At 67.1% G+C, this 16,076-nt stretch carries 18 protein-coding genes; 7 read left to right on the forward strand and 11 right to left on the reverse strand.

From position 1 onward, the window contains the following. Positions 1-34 precede the first annotated feature (34 nt). Complete coding sequence (locus VH88_RS02290) at positions 35-973, forward strand: MBL fold metallo-hydrolase (RefSeq protein ID WP_045809801.1); 939 nt, start codon at positions 35-37, stop codon at positions 971-973. Here VH88_RS02290 and VH88_RS02295 read toward each other — a convergent pair. Then, positions 970-1,191: a hypothetical protein gene (locus VH88_RS02295; RefSeq protein ID WP_045809802.1), complete on the reverse strand. Its 222-nt coding sequence runs from the start codon at positions 1,189-1,191 to the stop codon at positions 970-972. The two genes, VH88_RS02290 and VH88_RS02295, sit on opposite strands and share 4 nt — an antisense overlap. A 250-nt stretch (positions 1,192-1,441) precedes the next feature. Here VH88_RS02295 and rpsD point away from each other — a divergent pair, with 250 nt between their 5' ends. The 3 genes from rpsD to VH88_RS02310 all read left to right on the forward strand — a co-directional run bounded on the left by rpsD (position 1,442) and on the right by VH88_RS02310 (position 5,082). Then, positions 1,442-2,059 (forward strand): 30S ribosomal protein S4, encoded by a 618-nt coding sequence (gene rpsD / locus VH88_RS02300; protein ID WP_017504690.1) that lies wholly within the window; start codon positions 1,442-1,444, stop codon positions 2,057-2,059. 195 nt (positions 2,060-2,254) lie between these two features. Next, positions 2,255-2,635 carry a hypothetical protein gene (locus VH88_RS02305; protein ID WP_082064339.1) on the forward strand — a complete coding sequence of 127 codons (381 nt, stop codon included), beginning with the start codon at positions 2,255-2,257 and terminating at the stop codon, positions 2,633-2,635. Between the two features lie 95 nt (positions 2,636-2,730). Then, positions 2,731-5,082 carry a bifunctional diguanylate cyclase/phosphodiesterase gene (locus VH88_RS02310; protein WP_045809803.1) on the forward strand — a complete coding sequence of 784 codons (2,352 nt, stop codon included), beginning with the start codon at positions 2,731-2,733 and terminating at the stop codon, positions 5,080-5,082. Between the two features lie 7 nt (positions 5,083-5,089). Here VH88_RS02310 and VH88_RS02315 read toward each other — a convergent pair whose 3' ends face one another. Next, the gene (locus VH88_RS02315; protein WP_045809804.1) at positions 5,090-6,196 is read right to left on the reverse strand and encodes an NADH:flavin oxidoreductase/NADH oxidase; all 1,107 of its coding nucleotides are present in this window, start codon (positions 6,194-6,196) and stop codon (positions 5,090-5,092) included. 281 nt (positions 6,197-6,477) lie between these two features. Here VH88_RS02315 and VH88_RS02325 point away from each other — a divergent pair, with 281 nt between their 5' ends. Continuing rightward, on the forward strand, positions 6,478-6,858 hold the full coding sequence (locus VH88_RS02325) for a hypothetical protein (RefSeq protein ID WP_045809805.1): 381 nt from the start codon (positions 6,478-6,480) through the stop codon (positions 6,856-6,858). Here the strand turns inward: VH88_RS02325 and VH88_RS02330 are convergent. The 7 genes from VH88_RS02330 to map form a co-directional block, all read right to left on the reverse strand. After that, complete coding sequence (locus VH88_RS02330) at positions 6,842-7,282, reverse strand: thioesterase family protein (protein ID WP_045809806.1); 441 nt, start codon at positions 7,280-7,282, stop codon at positions 6,842-6,844. The two genes, VH88_RS02325 and VH88_RS02330, sit on opposite strands and share 17 nt — an antisense overlap. Continuing rightward, positions 7,282-7,635 (reverse strand): Grx4 family monothiol glutaredoxin, encoded by a 354-nt coding sequence (gene grxD / locus VH88_RS02335; RefSeq protein ID WP_017504696.1) that lies wholly within the window; start codon positions 7,633-7,635, stop codon positions 7,282-7,284. The genes VH88_RS02330 and grxD overlap by 1 nt, the downstream gene beginning before the upstream one ends. Positions 7,636-7,726: 91 nt before the next feature. Further along, a complete protein-coding gene (locus tag VH88_RS02340) occupies positions 7,727-8,629 on the reverse strand; it encodes an aldo/keto reductase (protein ID WP_045809807.1) in 903 nt (300 codons plus the stop codon). A 5-nt stretch (positions 8,630-8,634) separates the two neighbouring features. Next, positions 8,635-8,877 carry a BolA family protein gene (locus VH88_RS02345; protein WP_045809808.1) on the reverse strand — a complete coding sequence of 81 codons (243 nt, stop codon included), beginning with the start codon at positions 8,875-8,877 and terminating at the stop codon, positions 8,635-8,637. 56 nt (positions 8,878-8,933) lie between these two features. Beyond that, the gene (locus tag VH88_RS02350; protein ID WP_082064340.1) at positions 8,934-9,458 is read right to left on the reverse strand and encodes a GNAT family N-acetyltransferase; all 525 of its coding nucleotides are present in this window, start codon (positions 9,456-9,458) and stop codon (positions 8,934-8,936) included. After that, complete coding sequence (gene radC / locus VH88_RS02355) at positions 9,455-10,192, reverse strand: DNA repair protein RadC (RefSeq protein WP_045809809.1); 738 nt, start codon at positions 10,190-10,192, stop codon at positions 9,455-9,457. Before radC ends, VH88_RS02350 begins: the two co-directional genes overlap by 4 nt. 52 nt (positions 10,193-10,244) lie before the next feature. Further along, positions 10,245-11,063: a type I methionyl aminopeptidase gene (gene map / locus VH88_RS02360; RefSeq protein ID WP_045809810.1), complete on the reverse strand. Its 819-nt coding sequence runs from the start codon at positions 11,061-11,063 to the stop codon at positions 10,245-10,247. Between the two features lie 98 nt (positions 11,064-11,161). Here map and VH88_RS02365 point away from each other — a divergent pair, with 98 nt between their 5' ends. Both VH88_RS02365 and VH88_RS02370 read left to right on the forward strand, forming a co-directional pair. Next, positions 11,162-11,929, forward strand: a complete 768-nt coding sequence (locus VH88_RS02365) for a competence/damage-inducible protein A (protein WP_045809811.1) — start codon at positions 11,162-11,164, stop codon at positions 11,927-11,929. A gap of 162 nt (positions 11,930-12,091) precedes the next feature. Beyond that, positions 12,092-13,441, forward strand: coding sequence for an OmpP1/FadL family transporter (locus VH88_RS02370; RefSeq protein WP_045809896.1), 1,350 nt, complete (start codon positions 12,092-12,094; stop codon positions 13,439-13,441). A 214-nt stretch (positions 13,442-13,655) separates the two neighbouring features. Here VH88_RS02370 and VH88_RS02375 read toward each other — a convergent pair whose 3' ends face one another. Both VH88_RS02375 and VH88_RS02380 read right to left on the reverse strand, forming a co-directional pair. Then, entirely contained in the window at positions 13,656-15,146 is a 1,491-nt protein-coding gene (locus tag VH88_RS02375; protein ID WP_231576554.1) for a DEAD/DEAH box helicase, read from the reverse strand. 276 nt (positions 15,147-15,422) lie between these two features. Then, positions 15,423-15,986, reverse strand: a complete 564-nt coding sequence (locus VH88_RS02380) for a hypothetical protein (RefSeq protein ID WP_045809813.1) — start codon at positions 15,984-15,986, stop codon at positions 15,423-15,425. Positions 15,987-16,076: the final 90 nt, after the last annotated feature.

Here is a 16,076-nt window from a genome sequence, read left to right on the forward strand (position 1 = left end):
TTCGATTGCGTCATCGCAAACGGAGATCGAAGCGATGCGGATGATGATGACGGGGGCTGCTTTCGCGGCCCTGATGCTGGCGGCCTGTAACCCTCAGGCGAACGGGCAGAAGCCCGGCGATCCCGCGCCGCCCAATCCCACCCAGACCGTCGCCGCCCCAGCCGAGAAGCCGGTCTATCGCTTCAAGATCGGCGCGCTGGACGCCATCGCCCTGTTCGACGGTGAGAACCCGGTCAAGAACGACAACCAGACCTTCGGCGTCGGCCTGACGCCGCAGGCGGTCGCCGCGCCGCTCACCGCCGCCGGACAGCCGGCCGATCCGATCATGCTGGAAATCCATCCGCTTCTGGTCAGGAACGGCGCCCGCACGATGCTGTTCGACACGGGCTTGGGAGAGGGCAAGGGCCAGTTGATGGACAGCCTGCAAAAGGCGGGCGTCGATCCGGCCTCGATCACCGACGTGCTGATCTCGCACGGCCACCCGGACCATGTCGGCGGCCTGATCCGCCACGGCGGCCTGGCCTTCCCCAATGCAGCGATCCGGATGTCGCAGGCGGAATGGGCGTCCATCCGCGCCAATCCTGAGCTTGCCGATCTTGTGCGGATCATCACGCCCAAGGTCCAGGCTTTCGAGCCGGGCGGCGAGGTCGCGCCGGGCGTCCAGTCTCAGGACACGGCTGGCCATACGCCGGGCCACGTCGCCTATCTGATCGCCGACGGCCAGAACCAGCTGCTCTACACCGGCGACCTGATGCACCACTGGATCCTATCGGTCGAACATCCGGACTGGAAGGTCGGCTATGACGACGATCAGGCGGCGGGCCTAAAGGCGCGGCTGGACGAGGTGACGGCGTTGCGCAACTCCGGCGCCCACATCTACGCCTATCACTTTCCGTTCCCGGGCCTGGGCAAGGTGGCGACCCGCGAAGGCCGCGCCATGTTCATCTCAGAAGCGCAGTCTGCGAAGGACTAGATGCGAAGGTCCACGCCGTGCCGGGTCCGTGCGTTCATGCGCTCGGCATGGTGCTGGCGGACCATGCGGCGCTGGCGCAGCATCTCATGGATGCCGTCGGCGAGATCCAGCAGCTGGTGGTCGCTCAAAGGCTCGACCAGATCGACCAGCTGCGTTTTCAGCGTCTGCATGGCCTCGTCGGACAGGCCGGTCTGAAAGCTGTTGGGTTCGGTCTGCATTCCACTCCTCCTTGTCCTCATGCGTGGTTTGGTTGCGTCGAAGGAAGGGCGGGGCGACGGGATCGTTCCATGCCATCGTGCTTAACAGCCCGCCGTGCTTGACTCCGCCGCCCTCGCTGGCCATAAGCGCCGCCTTCCATGGGTCCGCTTCGGCGGAGCCGGGATGAATGACGGAAGATGCGTGGACCGCCGTTGAGATCGCATTCCCAATCCAGGGGATGCCGGGCCGTATCGTCGAAAAGAGAATAGAATGTCCAAGCGCCACAGCGCCAAGTACAAGATCGACCGGGCCATGGGTGAGAACCTGTGGGGCCGCTCCAAGTCGCCGGTCAACAAGCGTTCTTACGGTCCCGGCCAGCACGGCCAGCGTCGCAAGTCCAAGGTTTCGGACTTCGGTCTGCAACTGAAGGCCAAGCAGAAGCTGAAGGGCTACTACGGCAACATCACCGAAAAGCAGTTCGCCAAGACCTATGATGAGGCCGCCCGTCGCAAGGGCAACACCTCGGAAAACCTGATCGGTCTGCTGGAATCGCGCCTGGACGCCATCGTCTACCGCGCCAAGTTCGTCCCGACCGTCTGGGCCGCCCGCCAGTTCGTCAGCCACGGCCACGTCCTGGTCAACGGCAAGAAGGTCGACATCGCCTCCTACCGCGTGAAGCCGGAAGACGTCGTCACCGTGAAGGAAAAGTCGCGCAACATGGCTCTGGTGCTCGAAGCCCAGCAGTCGTCGGAACGCGACGTGCCGGATTACCTGGAACTGTCGGACCGCTCGTTCTCGGTTCGCTACGTCCGCGTGCCGGAACTGTCGGACGTGCCGTACGCCGTGAAGATGGAACCGAACCTGGTCGTCGAATACTACGCTTCGTAAGCGAAGCTTACGAAGCGTTCTTCAAGGGGGCTATCGCCCTTCGGGCTGCTTGAGCCCCGTGGCGGTCCCTTTGAAGTGTTCAGTTTGGAGGGCCTCGGATTCGTCCGGGGCCTTTCGTTTTTTATCCTGTTCCCTCCAGGGGCGAACAGGCGCATTCTCGGCCGGTTCAGGCTTTGAGGCAGGGGAGGTCGTCAGTTGCGCGACTCCATCATGAAACGCTTGGCTTTGATCGCCGCCGCATCGGCGGGCCTGGCCGCCTGCGCCAGCCGCGGCGAGCCCACCGTCTCCACCGCGGGCATGCCCGGCGCGCTTGAGCCGATCCACGCCGCCACCTTCACCAAGGATCAGGCCGTCTTCTGGGTCAGTTCGAACGGCTGCACGGCCAAGGAAGACCTGATCCCGATCGTCAGCCTGCAGGGCGGCAGCGCCGTCATCACCCTGCGCCGCATCGACGAGGACAAGTGCAAGCAGGACCTGGTCCAGGGCGTCGAGCTGAAGTGGTCGTTCGAGGAGCTGGGCCTGACGCCCGGCTCGCCCGTCAGCGTCAACAACCCCTATCAGATGCCCCGCTCCTGAAAACGGCCGTAGCGTTTCGTTAAGCCTGTTCGAGCGCGTCTGATTAAGCAACGTCCGCTACGACGACAGACCGTCCCCCCAAGGTCTGTAGCTTCATGCGCTTTCTCACCTGCCTGACCGACGACCATAATCTCTGGCTCGTCGCGTTGGCCGCCGGCCTGTGCCTGATCGGTTCGATCATCACCTTCGACCTGTATCGCCGCCTGCGCGCCGCCGAAAAGGGCACGCGTCTGGCCTGGGCCTTCATGGGCGCGGTGGCGACCGGGGCGACGATCTGGTGCACCCATTTCGTGGCGATGATCGCCTATGAACCCGGCGTCACCATCAGCTACGGCCCCGTGCTGACCGGCCTGTCCCTGGGCGTCGCCATCGCCGGCAGCGCGCTGGCGCTGTGGGTGGCCTCGCGCCGGATGCCGGTCTCGGCCGAGATCGGCGGCGTGCTGTTCGGCCTGACCGTGGTGGCCATGCACTATACCGGCATGGCGGCCTTTGCGACCGACGCCGTCATCCACTGGTCGGCCGCCTATGTCGCGGCATCGGTGGCGGGGGCGGTCGTCCTGGGCGCCTTGGCGTTCAATCGCGCCCGGCAGTCCGGCAAGGTCGTTCCGGTCGTGCTGATGGTCCTGGGCATCGTGGCCCTGCACTTCACCGGCATGGCCGCCATGACGATCGTGCCCGTCGGCGCGCTGGTCGATATGGGCGCTGTCGGATCGACCAACCTGGTCCTGGCCTTCGCCGTTTCCGCCGTCGGATTGATGATGCTGGGCACCGGCGTCGCCAGCCACGCCCTGGACGTCCAGTCCCGGCTTCAGGCCAAGGCGCGCCTGGATCATCTGATCGAGGGCAGCGTCGATGGCATGGTGGTCGAACAGGACGGCGTCATCCTGGCCGCCAACGCCGCCTTCGCCGATCTGGCGGGCGTCGCCCACCACGCCCTGGTCGGCGAGCCGCTGTCGCGCTGGATCGCCGGCGTCGCCGATCTGGCGGTCAACGGCCTCAGCCAGTCCAAACTGGTCGCCGAGGGCGGGGCGGACATCCCCGTCGAGATCGCTGTGCGCCGCGACTGCGGTGTGGATCACGTCATGATCTACGCCGTGCGCGATCTGCGCATGCGCCAGGCGCAGGAGCGTCGCATCGCCCATCTGGCGCGCAACGACGGCCTGACCGGCCTGCCCAATCGCTCGTCCTTCCTGGAATGGCTGACGCGCCAGACCGCCGACCTGACCGTTTCGAACAAGGTGGCCCTCTTGGCCATGGACCTGGACCGGTTCAAGGAGGTGAACGACGTTCACGGCCATGCCGCCGGCGACCAGCTGCTGATCCAGATCGCCGAACGGATGCGCGCCTGCCTGCGCCACGACGAGTTCATCGCACGTCTGGGCGGGGATGAGTTCGTCGCCGTCGTGCCGATCCAGCACAAGGACGACGCCTTGGATCTGGTCGCGCGCCTGCGCGACGCCGTCACCGCGCCGGTCGTGCTGGACCATGCCGAGGTCGCCTGCGGCCTCAGCACCGGCATCGCGATCTGGCCCGACGACGCCCACGACCCGTCCGCCCTGATCAATGACGCGGACTTGGCCATGTATCGCGCCAAGGCCTCGCTGGGCAACGATGTCTGCTTCTACGAGGAGGAGATGGACGAGGCGGTGCGCAATCGCCGCCGCATGGCCCAGCAGATGCGCGAGGCGCTGGATCAGGGCCAGTTCAGCCTGAACTGGCAGCTGCAGGCCGCCGTCGATACCGGCGACATCACGGGTTACGAGGTGCTGCTGCGCTGGATCCAGCCGGACGGGACGTTTATCTCGCCAGCCGACTTCATTCCTTTGGCCGAAGAGAACGGCCTGATCCTGCCGATCGGCGAATGGGTGCTGCGCACCGCCTGCGCCGAGGCCGCCAGCTGGACCGAACCGCACAAGATCGCCGTCAACCTTTCGCCGGTCCAGCTGGGTCACGTCGACCTGCCGCGCTTGGTGCATCAGGTCTTGGTCGAGACCGGCCTTTCGCCGTCGCGGCTGGAGCTGGAGATCACCGAGACGGCCATGATCACCGACATGGAGCGCACGACCCACGTCCTGCGTCAGCTGAAGCTGCTGGGCGTCTCCATCGCCATGGACGACTTCGGCACCGGCTATTCGTCGCTGTCGACCCTGCGCGCCTTCCCGTTCGACAAGATCAAGCTGGATCGCTCCTTCATGTCCGAACTGGACGGCGGACCTCAGTCCGCCGCCATCATTCGCGCCGTCCTGGCCCTGGGCGAGAGCCTGCACATCCCCGTCCTGGCCGAGGGCGTCGAGACGCTGGAGCAGCTGTCCTTCCTGCGCGACCAGGGCTGTGACGAGGTTCAGGGCTATCTGCTCGGCCGCCCGCAAAAGACGGCCGATGCCGAGGTTCAAGCCGCCGCACGCGTTCTGTGGGCCGTCGATCCGTCGATGGAAAAGGCCGCCTGATCAGGCCTTAGGCGTCGGCCTTGCCGTACCCCGGCCAATGCGCCTTGCCGGCCCGCTCGTATTGCGGCGGCAGGCCTTCATCCTCGCCCAGGGCGACCGCCGCATGGTGCGCCCAGTGCGGATCGTCCAGCGCCGCGCGGGCTATGGCGATGAAGTCGGCCTGACCGGAGCGGACGATCTCTTCGGCCTGCTGCGGATCGAAGATCATGCCGACGGCCATCACATTGGCCTCAGGCGTCGCCGCCTTCACGGCCTGGGCGAACCGCAACTGATAGCCCGGCTCGCCGCCCGGAATCTTCGCCTGGGCGACGTTCCCGCCCGACGTCAGGTGCAGATAGTCATAGCCCATGTCGTGCAACGCCTGACCAAAGGCCGTCACCTCGTCCAGGGCGATGCCGCCCTCGACCCAGTCCGAGCCGTTGAAGCGCACGCCCAGCGCCTTGGTCCGGGGCCAGGCGTCGCGCAGGGCCTGGGCGACCCGCAGCGGGAAGCGCGCCCGGTTCTCGTACGATCCGCCGAACTCATCGGTGCGGTGGTTGGATGCCGGCGACAGGAATTGGGTCAGCAGATAGCCGTGGGCGGCGTGCAGTTCGACCAGGTCGAACCCGGCCCGATCCGCCCGCCGCGCCGCGTCCTCGAAGGCCGCGACGACGCGGTCCATGTCGGCCGGGGTCATGGCGGTCGGCGTGTGCCAGTCATCCTTGAACGGTTCGGCCGAGGCGCTGAAGGTTTCCCACGCGCCGTCTTCGGCCTTCAGGGCGCCGCCGCCCTTCCACGGCGCGCTGGTCGAGGCCTTGCGTCCGGCGTGGGCCAGTTGGATGCCGATGGGTGTGTCGCTGTAGGTGCGGAGGTCGCGGATGATCCGGGCGAAGGCCTCTTCCTGGGCGTCGTTCCACAGGCCGGTGTCGTCCGGCGTAATCCGTCCCGCCGCCTCGACCCCCGTCGCCTCGACGATGACCAGTCCCGCGCCGGAGATCGCCAATCGTCCCAGATGCTGCACGTGCCAGGGCTGGGGCACGCCGTCGATGGCCGAATACTGGCACATCGGCGCGATGGCGACGCGGTTCTTCAGCGTCAGGGGGCCGACGGCGCGGGGTGAGAACAACTGGCTCATGAAGGACGATCCGTGGGGCAGGAGAGGGGGACTGTAGCTATGGCGGTTGCGGTCGCGTTCAACCCCGATCCTTTCCGATTGTTCACCCAGCTTTCCGATTATTCACGTGTGCGCGCCCGTCCCACGCGGCACAAAAGGGTCAAGCTTCAACTGGGGAACACACCAATGCTTCGTCTCGCTCTCGCCATCGCCATCGCCGCGCCGCTGCTGTCGGGCTGCATCATCGTCTCGACCGAAAAGCCGACCACGCGCGTCATCACCGCGCCGGCCTCGGGCCAGTGATGCGCGGCCTTGCCAAAGGTCTGGCGGTCGCGGCCCTGATCGCGCCGCTGCTGTCGGCCTGCGTCATCTATGACAGCGACGCGGGCGAGAACGTCTCGGTGAACCTGCGCCGCGATGACGCCCCGCCGGCCGAGGCCATCCGCGAAGCCCGCTTCGCCGACGGCGCCCTGGTCGCGCGCGTCGATTCCAACGGCTGCACCCAGGCGTCGGATTTCGAGGTGTCGGTATCGGACGGCTCGCCGGTCGAGATCACGCTTCGCCGCACCAAACAGGACCTGTGCAAGGCCTTGGTCCCGGACGGCGTCGAGCTGCGCTGGACCTATGCCGACCTGGGCCTGGAGCCCGGCACGGCGGCCCGCATCCTCAATCCGCTGAAGTAGGCGTCTCGAACACGATCAGCATGTCTGGCGGAATGCGCTGCGGCCTCAGGGTCGCAGCGTCCACCAGCACCCATTCGGTGACGCCCTGGGCGCAGACGCAGCCTTGGGCGTCCTCGATGCGGACGTAGCGGGTGAAGCGCGGTCCCTGCGGATCGCCGACCCAGGTGCGGGCGACCACGCCCTCGGCGCCCGGCGCGATGCCGCGCAGATAGTCGATCTCATGCCGGGTCGCGACCCACGACCATTTCGCCCGCGTCGCCTCGTCGAAGCGCGCGTTCCAGTGGGCCGTGCCCGCATCCTGCAGCCAGCCGACATAGACGACGTTGTTGACGTGGCCGTTGGCGTCGATGTGCTCGGGTCGCACGTCCAGCGGCACGACGAAGACCTCGCGGTCCTCGCGCGGCGTGAGGGTCTTCCTGGCCATCAGGCCTCGCCGAGCGGCACGCCCTTCTCGACCATCAGGGCCTGAAGTTCGCCGGCCTGGAACATTTCGCGGATAATGTCCGATCCGCCCACGAACTCGCCCTTCACATAGAGCTGCGGAATCGTGGGCCAGTCGGTGAAGCTCTTGATGCCTTCGCGCAGGGCTTCGTCCTGCAGCACGTCCACGCCCACGAAGCCGGCGCCGACATGATCCAGGATTTGCACCGCCAGGGAGGAGAAGCCGCAGCGCGGCTGGTCCGGCGTGCCCTTCATGAACAGAACCACGTCGTTCTGGGCGACGGTTTCGCCGATGAAGGCGTGGACGGGATCGGCGGCTTGGGCGGTGTCGGTCACGGATACGGGCCTTTCGTGAAGCCCGTCAGCTAGGGAGCCGAACGTTCGCGGTCAAGGCATTCGCGACGTTCTGCACAACCGCTGAGGCCGGTCAGGCCGCCTGATTGGCCACGACGCGCGCCATCTCGATCTGCGCGGCCAGGCCCGGCGGCATGTCCCTCTCGGGCGCCGCGGCCAGTGTCGCCAGCCGATCGGTGTCGGTCGGAGTGACGATCACGCTGGACACCGACGGGTCTGTCAGCACGTAGGACAGGCAGATCGCCTCGGCCGTCCAGTTCTGGGTGCGGTACAGGAAACCGAAGGCGTCCTTCTTGGGCGTATCGACGGGACGCTTGTCCTTGCCGAAGCCGAACAGCCCCTTTTTGAAGATCGGCGCATCGGGCGCCCGCGCGCGCCGGTCGGCGTAGAAGTCATAGGCGAAGACCGCCATGTCCTGCTCGCGCGCCGAGCGGATGCGGTTTCGGATCTTCCAGTCGGCGTTGATGTCGAACGGCGTCAGCAGGGCGTCGAACGCCCCTGTCGACACATAGGCGTCCATCACGTCGCCGCCGCCGGCGATGCCCAAAAGCTTGATCCGTCCGGTGGCGCGCATGGCCTTCAGCGCGCTGAGCGACGATTGCGCCAGTTCGGTCTCGCCCGGCTCGTGCAGCACCGCAACGTCGATCCAGCCCAGGCCCGAGAAGTGCAGCACCCGATCGATGGCCGCCGTCATGCCTTGTGCGGAGAAGTCGCGCTGCTGGTCGCGACCGTCGCCGGCGCCCAGCGTCAGGCTGACATAGACCAGCTTGCGATCCACATGCGACAGGGCCTCGCCCAGCACTTCGGCCGCCACCGGGTCGGCGGTCTCCAGCCGATAGCTGTTCACCCCCGCTTCCAGCGCCGAATACAGCAGGTCCAGCCCGGCCTCGCGCCCGCGCTTCAGCACGCCGGCGCCGAAACTCAGCGTCAGGTTCGAGATGGCGGAGCCGGAGACGCCGAAGGGGCGATAGCGCATGGCCTTCAGCCCTCCTTGGCCGGCGCGGAGGTCTCCAGCGCCAGGGCGTGCAGTTCGCCGCCCATCTGACCCTTCAGCGCGGCATAGACCATCTGGTGCTGACGCACGCGCGGCAGACCGGCGAAGGCGCTGGACACGATCCGCGCGCGATAGTGGTCGCCGTCGCCCGCCAGATCCTCGATCTCGATCTCGGCGTCGGCGAAGGCGTCGACCAGATGCTGGCGCAGCGTTTCCACGGACATGGGCATGGCGGGCACTCACACTTCGTTGGACGCCAGTTTGCCCGGTAATCCTTAATGGCGGCCTACGCTCCGTAGCGCTGCCGTTCGAACAGCTGCACCGGATGATCTTTGTAGGTCGCACTCGCATAGGGGCGATAACCGACCCGCGCCGCCAGCTTCAGCGAGGCCAGGTTCTCGGGCGCGATCATGCAGACGGTTCGCCCCTCCAGCCTCCGGTCGGTCCAGTCCAGGGCCGCCGTTAGCGCCTCGGCCGCATAGCCCCGCCCCTGAAACCCCGGCGCCACGCCCCAACCCAGCTCCGGCGCGTCGAACGGCGGCTCCAGCTCGCGGCGATAGTCGAACACCCCGACGCTGCCCAGATAGGTTCCGTCGTCCCGCAGCCGGATCGTCCAGTTGCCATGGCCCGTCGCCGCCCAATGGCCGAGATCGCGCAGCAGCCGGAACCACACCTCCTCGCGGCCCAGCGCCCGGCCCATGATGTGGCGCGTGAAATCCTCATCGGACCACAGCGTCAGCAGATCGTCGAAATCCTGTGTCGAGACGGGGCTCATCACCAGCCGCTCGGTCGTCAGAATCCTGTCGTTCACATCAGGCCCAGTTGCTTGAAGCTGGCCACCCCGTCGCGGCCGACGACCAGATGGTCGTGAACCTCGACGTTAAGGGCGCGGCCGGCCTGCACAACCTGTTTCGTGATCTCGATGTCGGGGCGGCTGGGGGTGGGATCGCCCGACGGATGGTTGTGCACCAGGATCAGGGCGCTGGCCGACAGCTCCAGCGCGCGCCGCACGACCTCGCGCGGATAGACCGGCGCATGATCGACCGTGCCGCGGTTCTGCACCTCGTCCAGGATCAGCTGGTTCTTCTTGTCCAGATACAGCACCCGGAATTGCTCGCGCGGCTCGTGCTGCAAGGCGACGCGGACATAGGCCAGCAGCGCCGTCCAGGACGAGATCACCGGCCGCTTGGCCGTCGGCTCCTTCGCGATCCGCCGCGTCACGTCGAAGATCAACTGAAGGTCCAGCGCCACCGCCCGCGTCGCCTTGCCGACAGCATATCCCATCGACCGCGCCACCTGATCCTCGATCGCCTCATGGCTTGCCGCGCCGATCCCCTCCAGCCCTCCGAACCGCGCCAGCAGATCCTTGGCCAGCGGCTTGGTGTCCTTGTAGGGCACGCTGCGAAACAGCAGCAACTCCAGCAGCTCATAGTCGGGCAGGGCGCCCAGGCCTCCTTTCGCCGCCCGCTCACGCAGCCGGTCTCGATGACCGCTGTGGCGCGGCTTGGGCTTGTCCCCGACTTCGGACGCCTTGTCGTCGAGCATGATCCCTCCCGCTCAACGCAACCTGTGCGTATTGCGATTGGGGATCAAGGGTTCAGTTCGGTCGGAACAGCCCCGCCGGAGACGCCGTAAAGATTTCCAGCCCGTCTTCGGTCACCCCGATGGTGTGCTCGCACTGGGCCGACAGGGACTTGTCGCGCGTCACGGCGGTCCAGCCGTCGGACAACACCTTCACGTGCGGCTTGCCCAGGTTCACCATCGGCTCGACGGTGAAGAACATGCCGGGTTTCAGCACCGCGCCCTCGCCGCGACGGCCATAGTGCAGGACATTGGGGCTGTCGTGGAAGACGCGGCCGATGCCGTGGCCGCAGAAGTCGCGCACCACGCTCATGCGCTGGGCCTCGACGAACTTCTGGATCGCATAGCCGATGTCGCCGAACGTATTGCCCGGCTTGACCTGCTCCAGGCCCAGATCCAGCGACTGATAGGTCACGTCGATCAGCTTTCTGGCCCGCGCATTGATCTCGCCCACCGCATACATGCGGCTGGAATCGCCGTGCCAGCCGTCCACGATCACGGTGTGGTCGATGTTGACGATGTCGCCGTCCTTCAGCACCCGGTCGCCGGGAATGCCGTGGCAGACGACGTGGTTGATCGAGGTGCAGACGGTCTTCTCGTAGCCCTTGTAGCCCAGGCAGGCGGGCAGGCCGCCGTTGTCCAGGGTGAACTCGCGCACCAGATCGTCGATCGTGCTGGTCAGGACGCCCGGCTTCACATGCGCCGCGATCATGTCCAGCGCCTCGGCGACCAGACGGCCGGCCTTGCGCATGCCCTCGAAGTCTTCCGCCTCATGGATGCGGATGGCGCTGGAGCGGACCAGGACGTCGGTTTCGAGTTCGGGCGTTTCGTACATGGGGGCGATCGGTCTGCAAAAGGCGGGATACGGCGCAATCCGTTCGCCGCAGATGGGCGTTATAGCATGAAACCTCAAGCCTGCCCCCGGATTCCCGCATGACCGACGCCGCCTCAATCGCCTCTGCGCCGACCGCCGCCGTCCTGGTCATCGGCGACGAAATCCTGTCGGGCCGGACCCAGGACACCAACACCAACACCATCGCCCGGTTTCTGGCGGCGTTGGGGATCGACCTGATGGAGGCCCGGGTCGTCAGCGACGATCACGGCCGGATCATCGAGGCGTTGGACGCCCTCCGCTCACGCTGGGACTATGTGTTCACCACCGGCGGCATCGGTCCGACCCATGACGACATCACCGCCGACGCCGTGGCGGCCGCCTTCGGCGTGGCCCTGCCCGAACATCCCGACGCGCTGGCCATCCTGTCGCGCCGCTATGGCGACGAATTCAACGCCGCGCGCCGTCGCATGGCGCGCATCCCCGAAGGCGGCGTTCTGATCGCCAATCCGGTCACCGACGCGCCCGGCTTCCAGATCGGCAATGTCTTCGTCATGGCCGGTGTGCCCAAGATCATGCAGGCCATGCTGGAGGATGTGGCCCCGCGCCTGCGCACCGGCGCCATCGTGCATGCCCAGACCCTGAAGGTCACTGGCGTGGGCGAGGGGGCGGTGGCCGACGTGTTGCGAGCGGCGGCCAATCAGCGCCGTGACCTGTCTTTCGGCAGCTATCCGTTCGGCCATGGCAGCGTCGGCGAGATGGGAACTCAGCTGGTCATTCGTGGCCGCGATGCCGATCAGGTCGATGCAGCGGCGCATGATTTGATCGCAGAACTGCGTAATCTGGGCATCGACGTTGCCGCTGCGTAACCTCGCAAAGCCGTGATCGTGTGCGGCTCAGGCGCCACGGTTTCGCCTGTTTCCGGTCCGATGGGGGCCTTGCCCGCAACGCTTTCGCGCCGCGAACGCTGAGAGGGCTCCTCCCCTGATCGACCGCGCGTAATGCGGCCGACGTTGACTTAGGTGTATGAAATGACCTCCAGGAACTTCGCCCGCATGGGCGGGATCGCCCTGACGACCGCCCTGCTGGCCGGCGTCGCCGCCCCGGCCATGGCCGGCTCCTTCTATGTCCAGGAACAATCGACCCGCGGCCAGGGTCGCGCCAACGCCGGCGTCGGCGCCGACAAGGGCGTCCAGTCGCTGTGGTGGAACCCCGCCGCGATCGCTGGCACCCAGCGCGAAGTCTACCTCGGCGCCCACGGCCTGATCTTGGACTCCGACGTCGACAACACCGGTTCGACCCTGACCTACAACGTCCCGGTTCCGGGCGTCGGCGTCGTCAGCCGTTCGGCCCCCGTCAACGGCGACCCGCACGTGCATGACGTGGTCGAAAGCGGCATTGTGCCGAACTTCGCCGTCTCCATGCCGATCGGCGACCGCTTCAATGTCGGCCTGGCCGTCCAGGCGCCCTACAACTTCACCACCAAATATCTGCCCGACGACTTCGCCCGTTACGACGCGCTGACGTCGGAACTGCGCTCGGCCAACGTCAGCCTGGTCGCCGCCATGACGGTCACCGACTGGCTGGACCTCGGCGTCGGCTTCGACGCCCAGTACGCCAAGGCGACCCTGTCGTCCGCCCTGCCGAACGTGCCGATCCCGGCCGTCCTGTCGCCGGCCTATGTCGTTTCGCCGTCGACCGACGGTCGCAACCAGTTGGAAGGCGACGGCTGGGATTACGGATGGAACGCCGGCGCCCAGATGCACTTCGGCAAGCTGGACCTGGGTCTGTCCTACCGCTCCAAGATCGAGCACGAGCTGGAAGGTTCGGTGAACATCTCGGGCCTGACTGGCGTCCTGGCCGGCGCCAACGTCTCGACCGATGGCGGCGCGTCGTTCACCACGCCTTGGTACGCCACCGTCTCGGCCCGCTACGCCGTCAACGATCGCCTGACCCTGAACGCCCAGGTCAATCAGATCGGCTGGAGCGAGTTCGACGCCATCCGCGTCGCCTACACCGGCGGCGGCTCCACCATCGTTCAGGACTATGACGATGTCACCACCGGCGCGATCGGCTTCGACTACAAGATCGATCCGTCCATGACCTTCCGCGCCGGCCTAGGCTACGACCCGACCCCGACGCCGGACGATCACCGCACCGCCCGTATCCCGGACGGCGATCGCTGGCTCTACGCCGCCGGTCTATCCAAGACGATCGGCAACATGACCTTCGACGGCGCCGTGACCTACATCGACATCGACACCGCGACGATCAACGACACCCGCGACGTCTATGGCAACGGCCTGGTCATCTCGAACCTGCGCGGCGAAGCCCAAGGCTCGGGCGTCGGCTTCTCCCTGGGCGCGACCTGGAACTTCTGAGGTCCGCTCAGCCCCGGCTGACATGAGAACGGCGGCTCCTTCGCAGGAGCCGCCGTTTTTTTATTCCTCCACCGCGCAGCGGGGAAGGGGGACCGCGCGAAGCGGGGTGGAGGGGGCGGAAACGGGCTCGATCTCCGACATTTGGTGCCGTGCGACGTTCGCCCCCTCCACCGCTTCGCGGTCCCCCTCCCCCGCAAACGGGGGAGGATCTAGGTCAGCCCTTGGCGGCGCCGCCGTAGCCCTTGCCGCCGTTCGAGGGACGGCGACGGGGGCGGCGCTTCATCTGACCTTCCGCCGGCTTGGCGTTGTCATTGATGGAGGGCACGCGCTCGCCGGCCAGGGGGTTGTAGACGCGCTCGGGACGCGGGGCCGCCGGGGTTTCGCCCGGACGGTTGCGACGCTGGCGGTGCGGCTGGCCGCCGCCTTCCGGACGCACGCCGTCGCGGTGGGGATTGCGACGGCCGCGACCACCCCGTCCGCCTTCGTTGCGCTCGCCGCCTTCGCGCTCGGGCAGGGTCGCCTTCTTGCCGACGCCGGTGGCCATGATGGTGGCGTCCAGCTGGCCCAGGGCCTTGTCGTTGCGGCGGTCGATGGCGGGGATCTTCTGGCGCGTGACCTTTTCGATGTCGCGCAACAGCTTCATCTCGTCGCCGGCGACGAAGCTGACGGCCGTGCCGTCCTTGCCCGCCCGCGCGGTGCGGCCGATGCGGTGGACGTAGCTTTCCGGCACGTGCGGCAGTTCGAAGTTCACGACGTGCGAGACGCCGTCCACGTCGATGCCGCGCGCGGCGATGTCGGTGGCGACCAGGACGCGCAGCTTGCCCTTCTTGAAGGCCTCCAGCGTGCGTTCACGCTGGGGCTGGCTCTTGTTGCCGTGGATGGCGCCGGCCTCGACGCCGCCGGCTTCCAGATAGGCCGCGACCTTGTCGGCGCCGTGCTTGGTCTTGGTGAAGACCAGGCAGCGCGTGTATTCGGGATCGCTGAACATCTCGGTCAGCAGGGCGCGCTTTCTGCCCTGTTCGATATAGACGACCGACTGGCTGATGCGCTGCACCGTGGTCGACTGCGGCGTGACCTGGACCTTGACCGGATCCTTCAGCAGTTCGCCCGCCAGCTTGCCGATTTCGCTGGGCATGGTCGCCGAGAAGAAGAGGTTCTGGCGCTTGACCGGGATCTTGGAGACGATCTGGCGGATCGGCTTGATGAAGCCCAGGTCCAGCATCTGGTCGGCTTCGTCCAAGACGAAGATCTCGGTCGAGGACAGGTCCAGGTTCTTCTGCTGGATGTGGTCCAGCAGGCGGCCGGGCGCGGCGATCAGGATGTCCAGACCCTGTTGCAGGGCCCGCTCCTGGGCGCCGTATTTCACGCCGCCGAAGATCACCGCGACCCGGAAGCCCAGGTGCGCGCCGTAAGCCTTGAAGCTGTCGCCGATCTGGGTGGCCAGCTCGCGCGTGGGGCTCAGGACCAGCACGCGCGTCGTGCGCGGCCGGGGCGGAATGCGGTTTTCGGCCAGGCGATGCAGGATCGGCAGGGCGAAGGCGGCGGTCTTGCCGGTACCGGTCTGGGCGATGCCCAGCAGGTCCTTGCCGGCCATGACGTCGGGGATGGCCTTTTCCTGGATCGGGGTCGGCTTGGTATAGCCGGTCGAGGCCAGGGCCTGCAGCAGGGCCTTGTTCAGGCCCATGGATTCGAATGTGATGCTCACAGCAGTGTATCTTTCGCGTAGCGGCAGGGCGCTATCAGCCATGGCATGACGCCGTCGGGCCGCGCACCGCCAGTCCCGACGGGGCCTCGGGGAGGAGGCCTGCGGGGTGGATCGGGCGCCGCCCCGCGTGTCCGGGCAGCGAATGGATATGAGGGGCCGGCGGCTTCTACAGACAGGTCCGAGTGCGACCCACACGCGCTGGAGACGCCGGAGATCGCGAGTGTGCGACGCCGCGCAAATGGGCGCTTATCGCCGATAAGTCAACTGCAGCACACATCAGGGCGCGTATCGCGTCGCCGCCTCGGGCAGTCCGTCGGGCAGGCCGATGGCCGCGCGCCAGTCCTCGGGATGCAGCCGCGCCATCTCCAGATCCAGCCACGCCAGCGGCTTCAGCGCCCCATCCTCGTTCCAGAACCGCTCGGCCCACGGCTGGCCCGTCTCGATCGCCCGCGCCCGGTCCCGCGCCGTCGCCTCGGGCCCCAGATGCGTCGCGCGCCAGTGATACAGCCACGGAATATGCCAGTGCGGCGCCCGGCTCAGCCGCTCATCCGTCATCGCCGCCGCCAGACATTCCGCCAGCGCCCGCGCGTCCTCCAGCTGGGCGTTGAAGGCGTCGCGCCGCGCCTGGATATGCCGGTCCCAGCCCTCGGCCGGCTCGATCGGCGCCAGCGTCGGCTCGGGCCGTTTCCAGCCCTCCGCCTCGCGCCGCTTCCACAGGGCGGGCACCCCGACGTCATAGCGTGCGGCGACCGACCGCGCGGTCTCGCCGTCCTCCCACGCCTTCCTGACCTCGGCCCAGACGGCGTCCGGCCGGATCTTGCGATGTATGCCCTGGCTCATGGGACAGGGGTGTCGCACGCCCCTGCGTCATCATCGGTCGCACCCGCGCCTCATGCACAGCTGGCGCGTGACCCCTGACATCTCGCGATG

Origin of the sequence: Brevundimonas sp. KM4 (assembly GCF_000964075.1) — a bacterium.
GTDB classification, from domain to species: domain Bacteria; phylum Pseudomonadota; class Alphaproteobacteria; order Caulobacterales; family Caulobacteraceae; genus Brevundimonas; species Brevundimonas huaxiensis.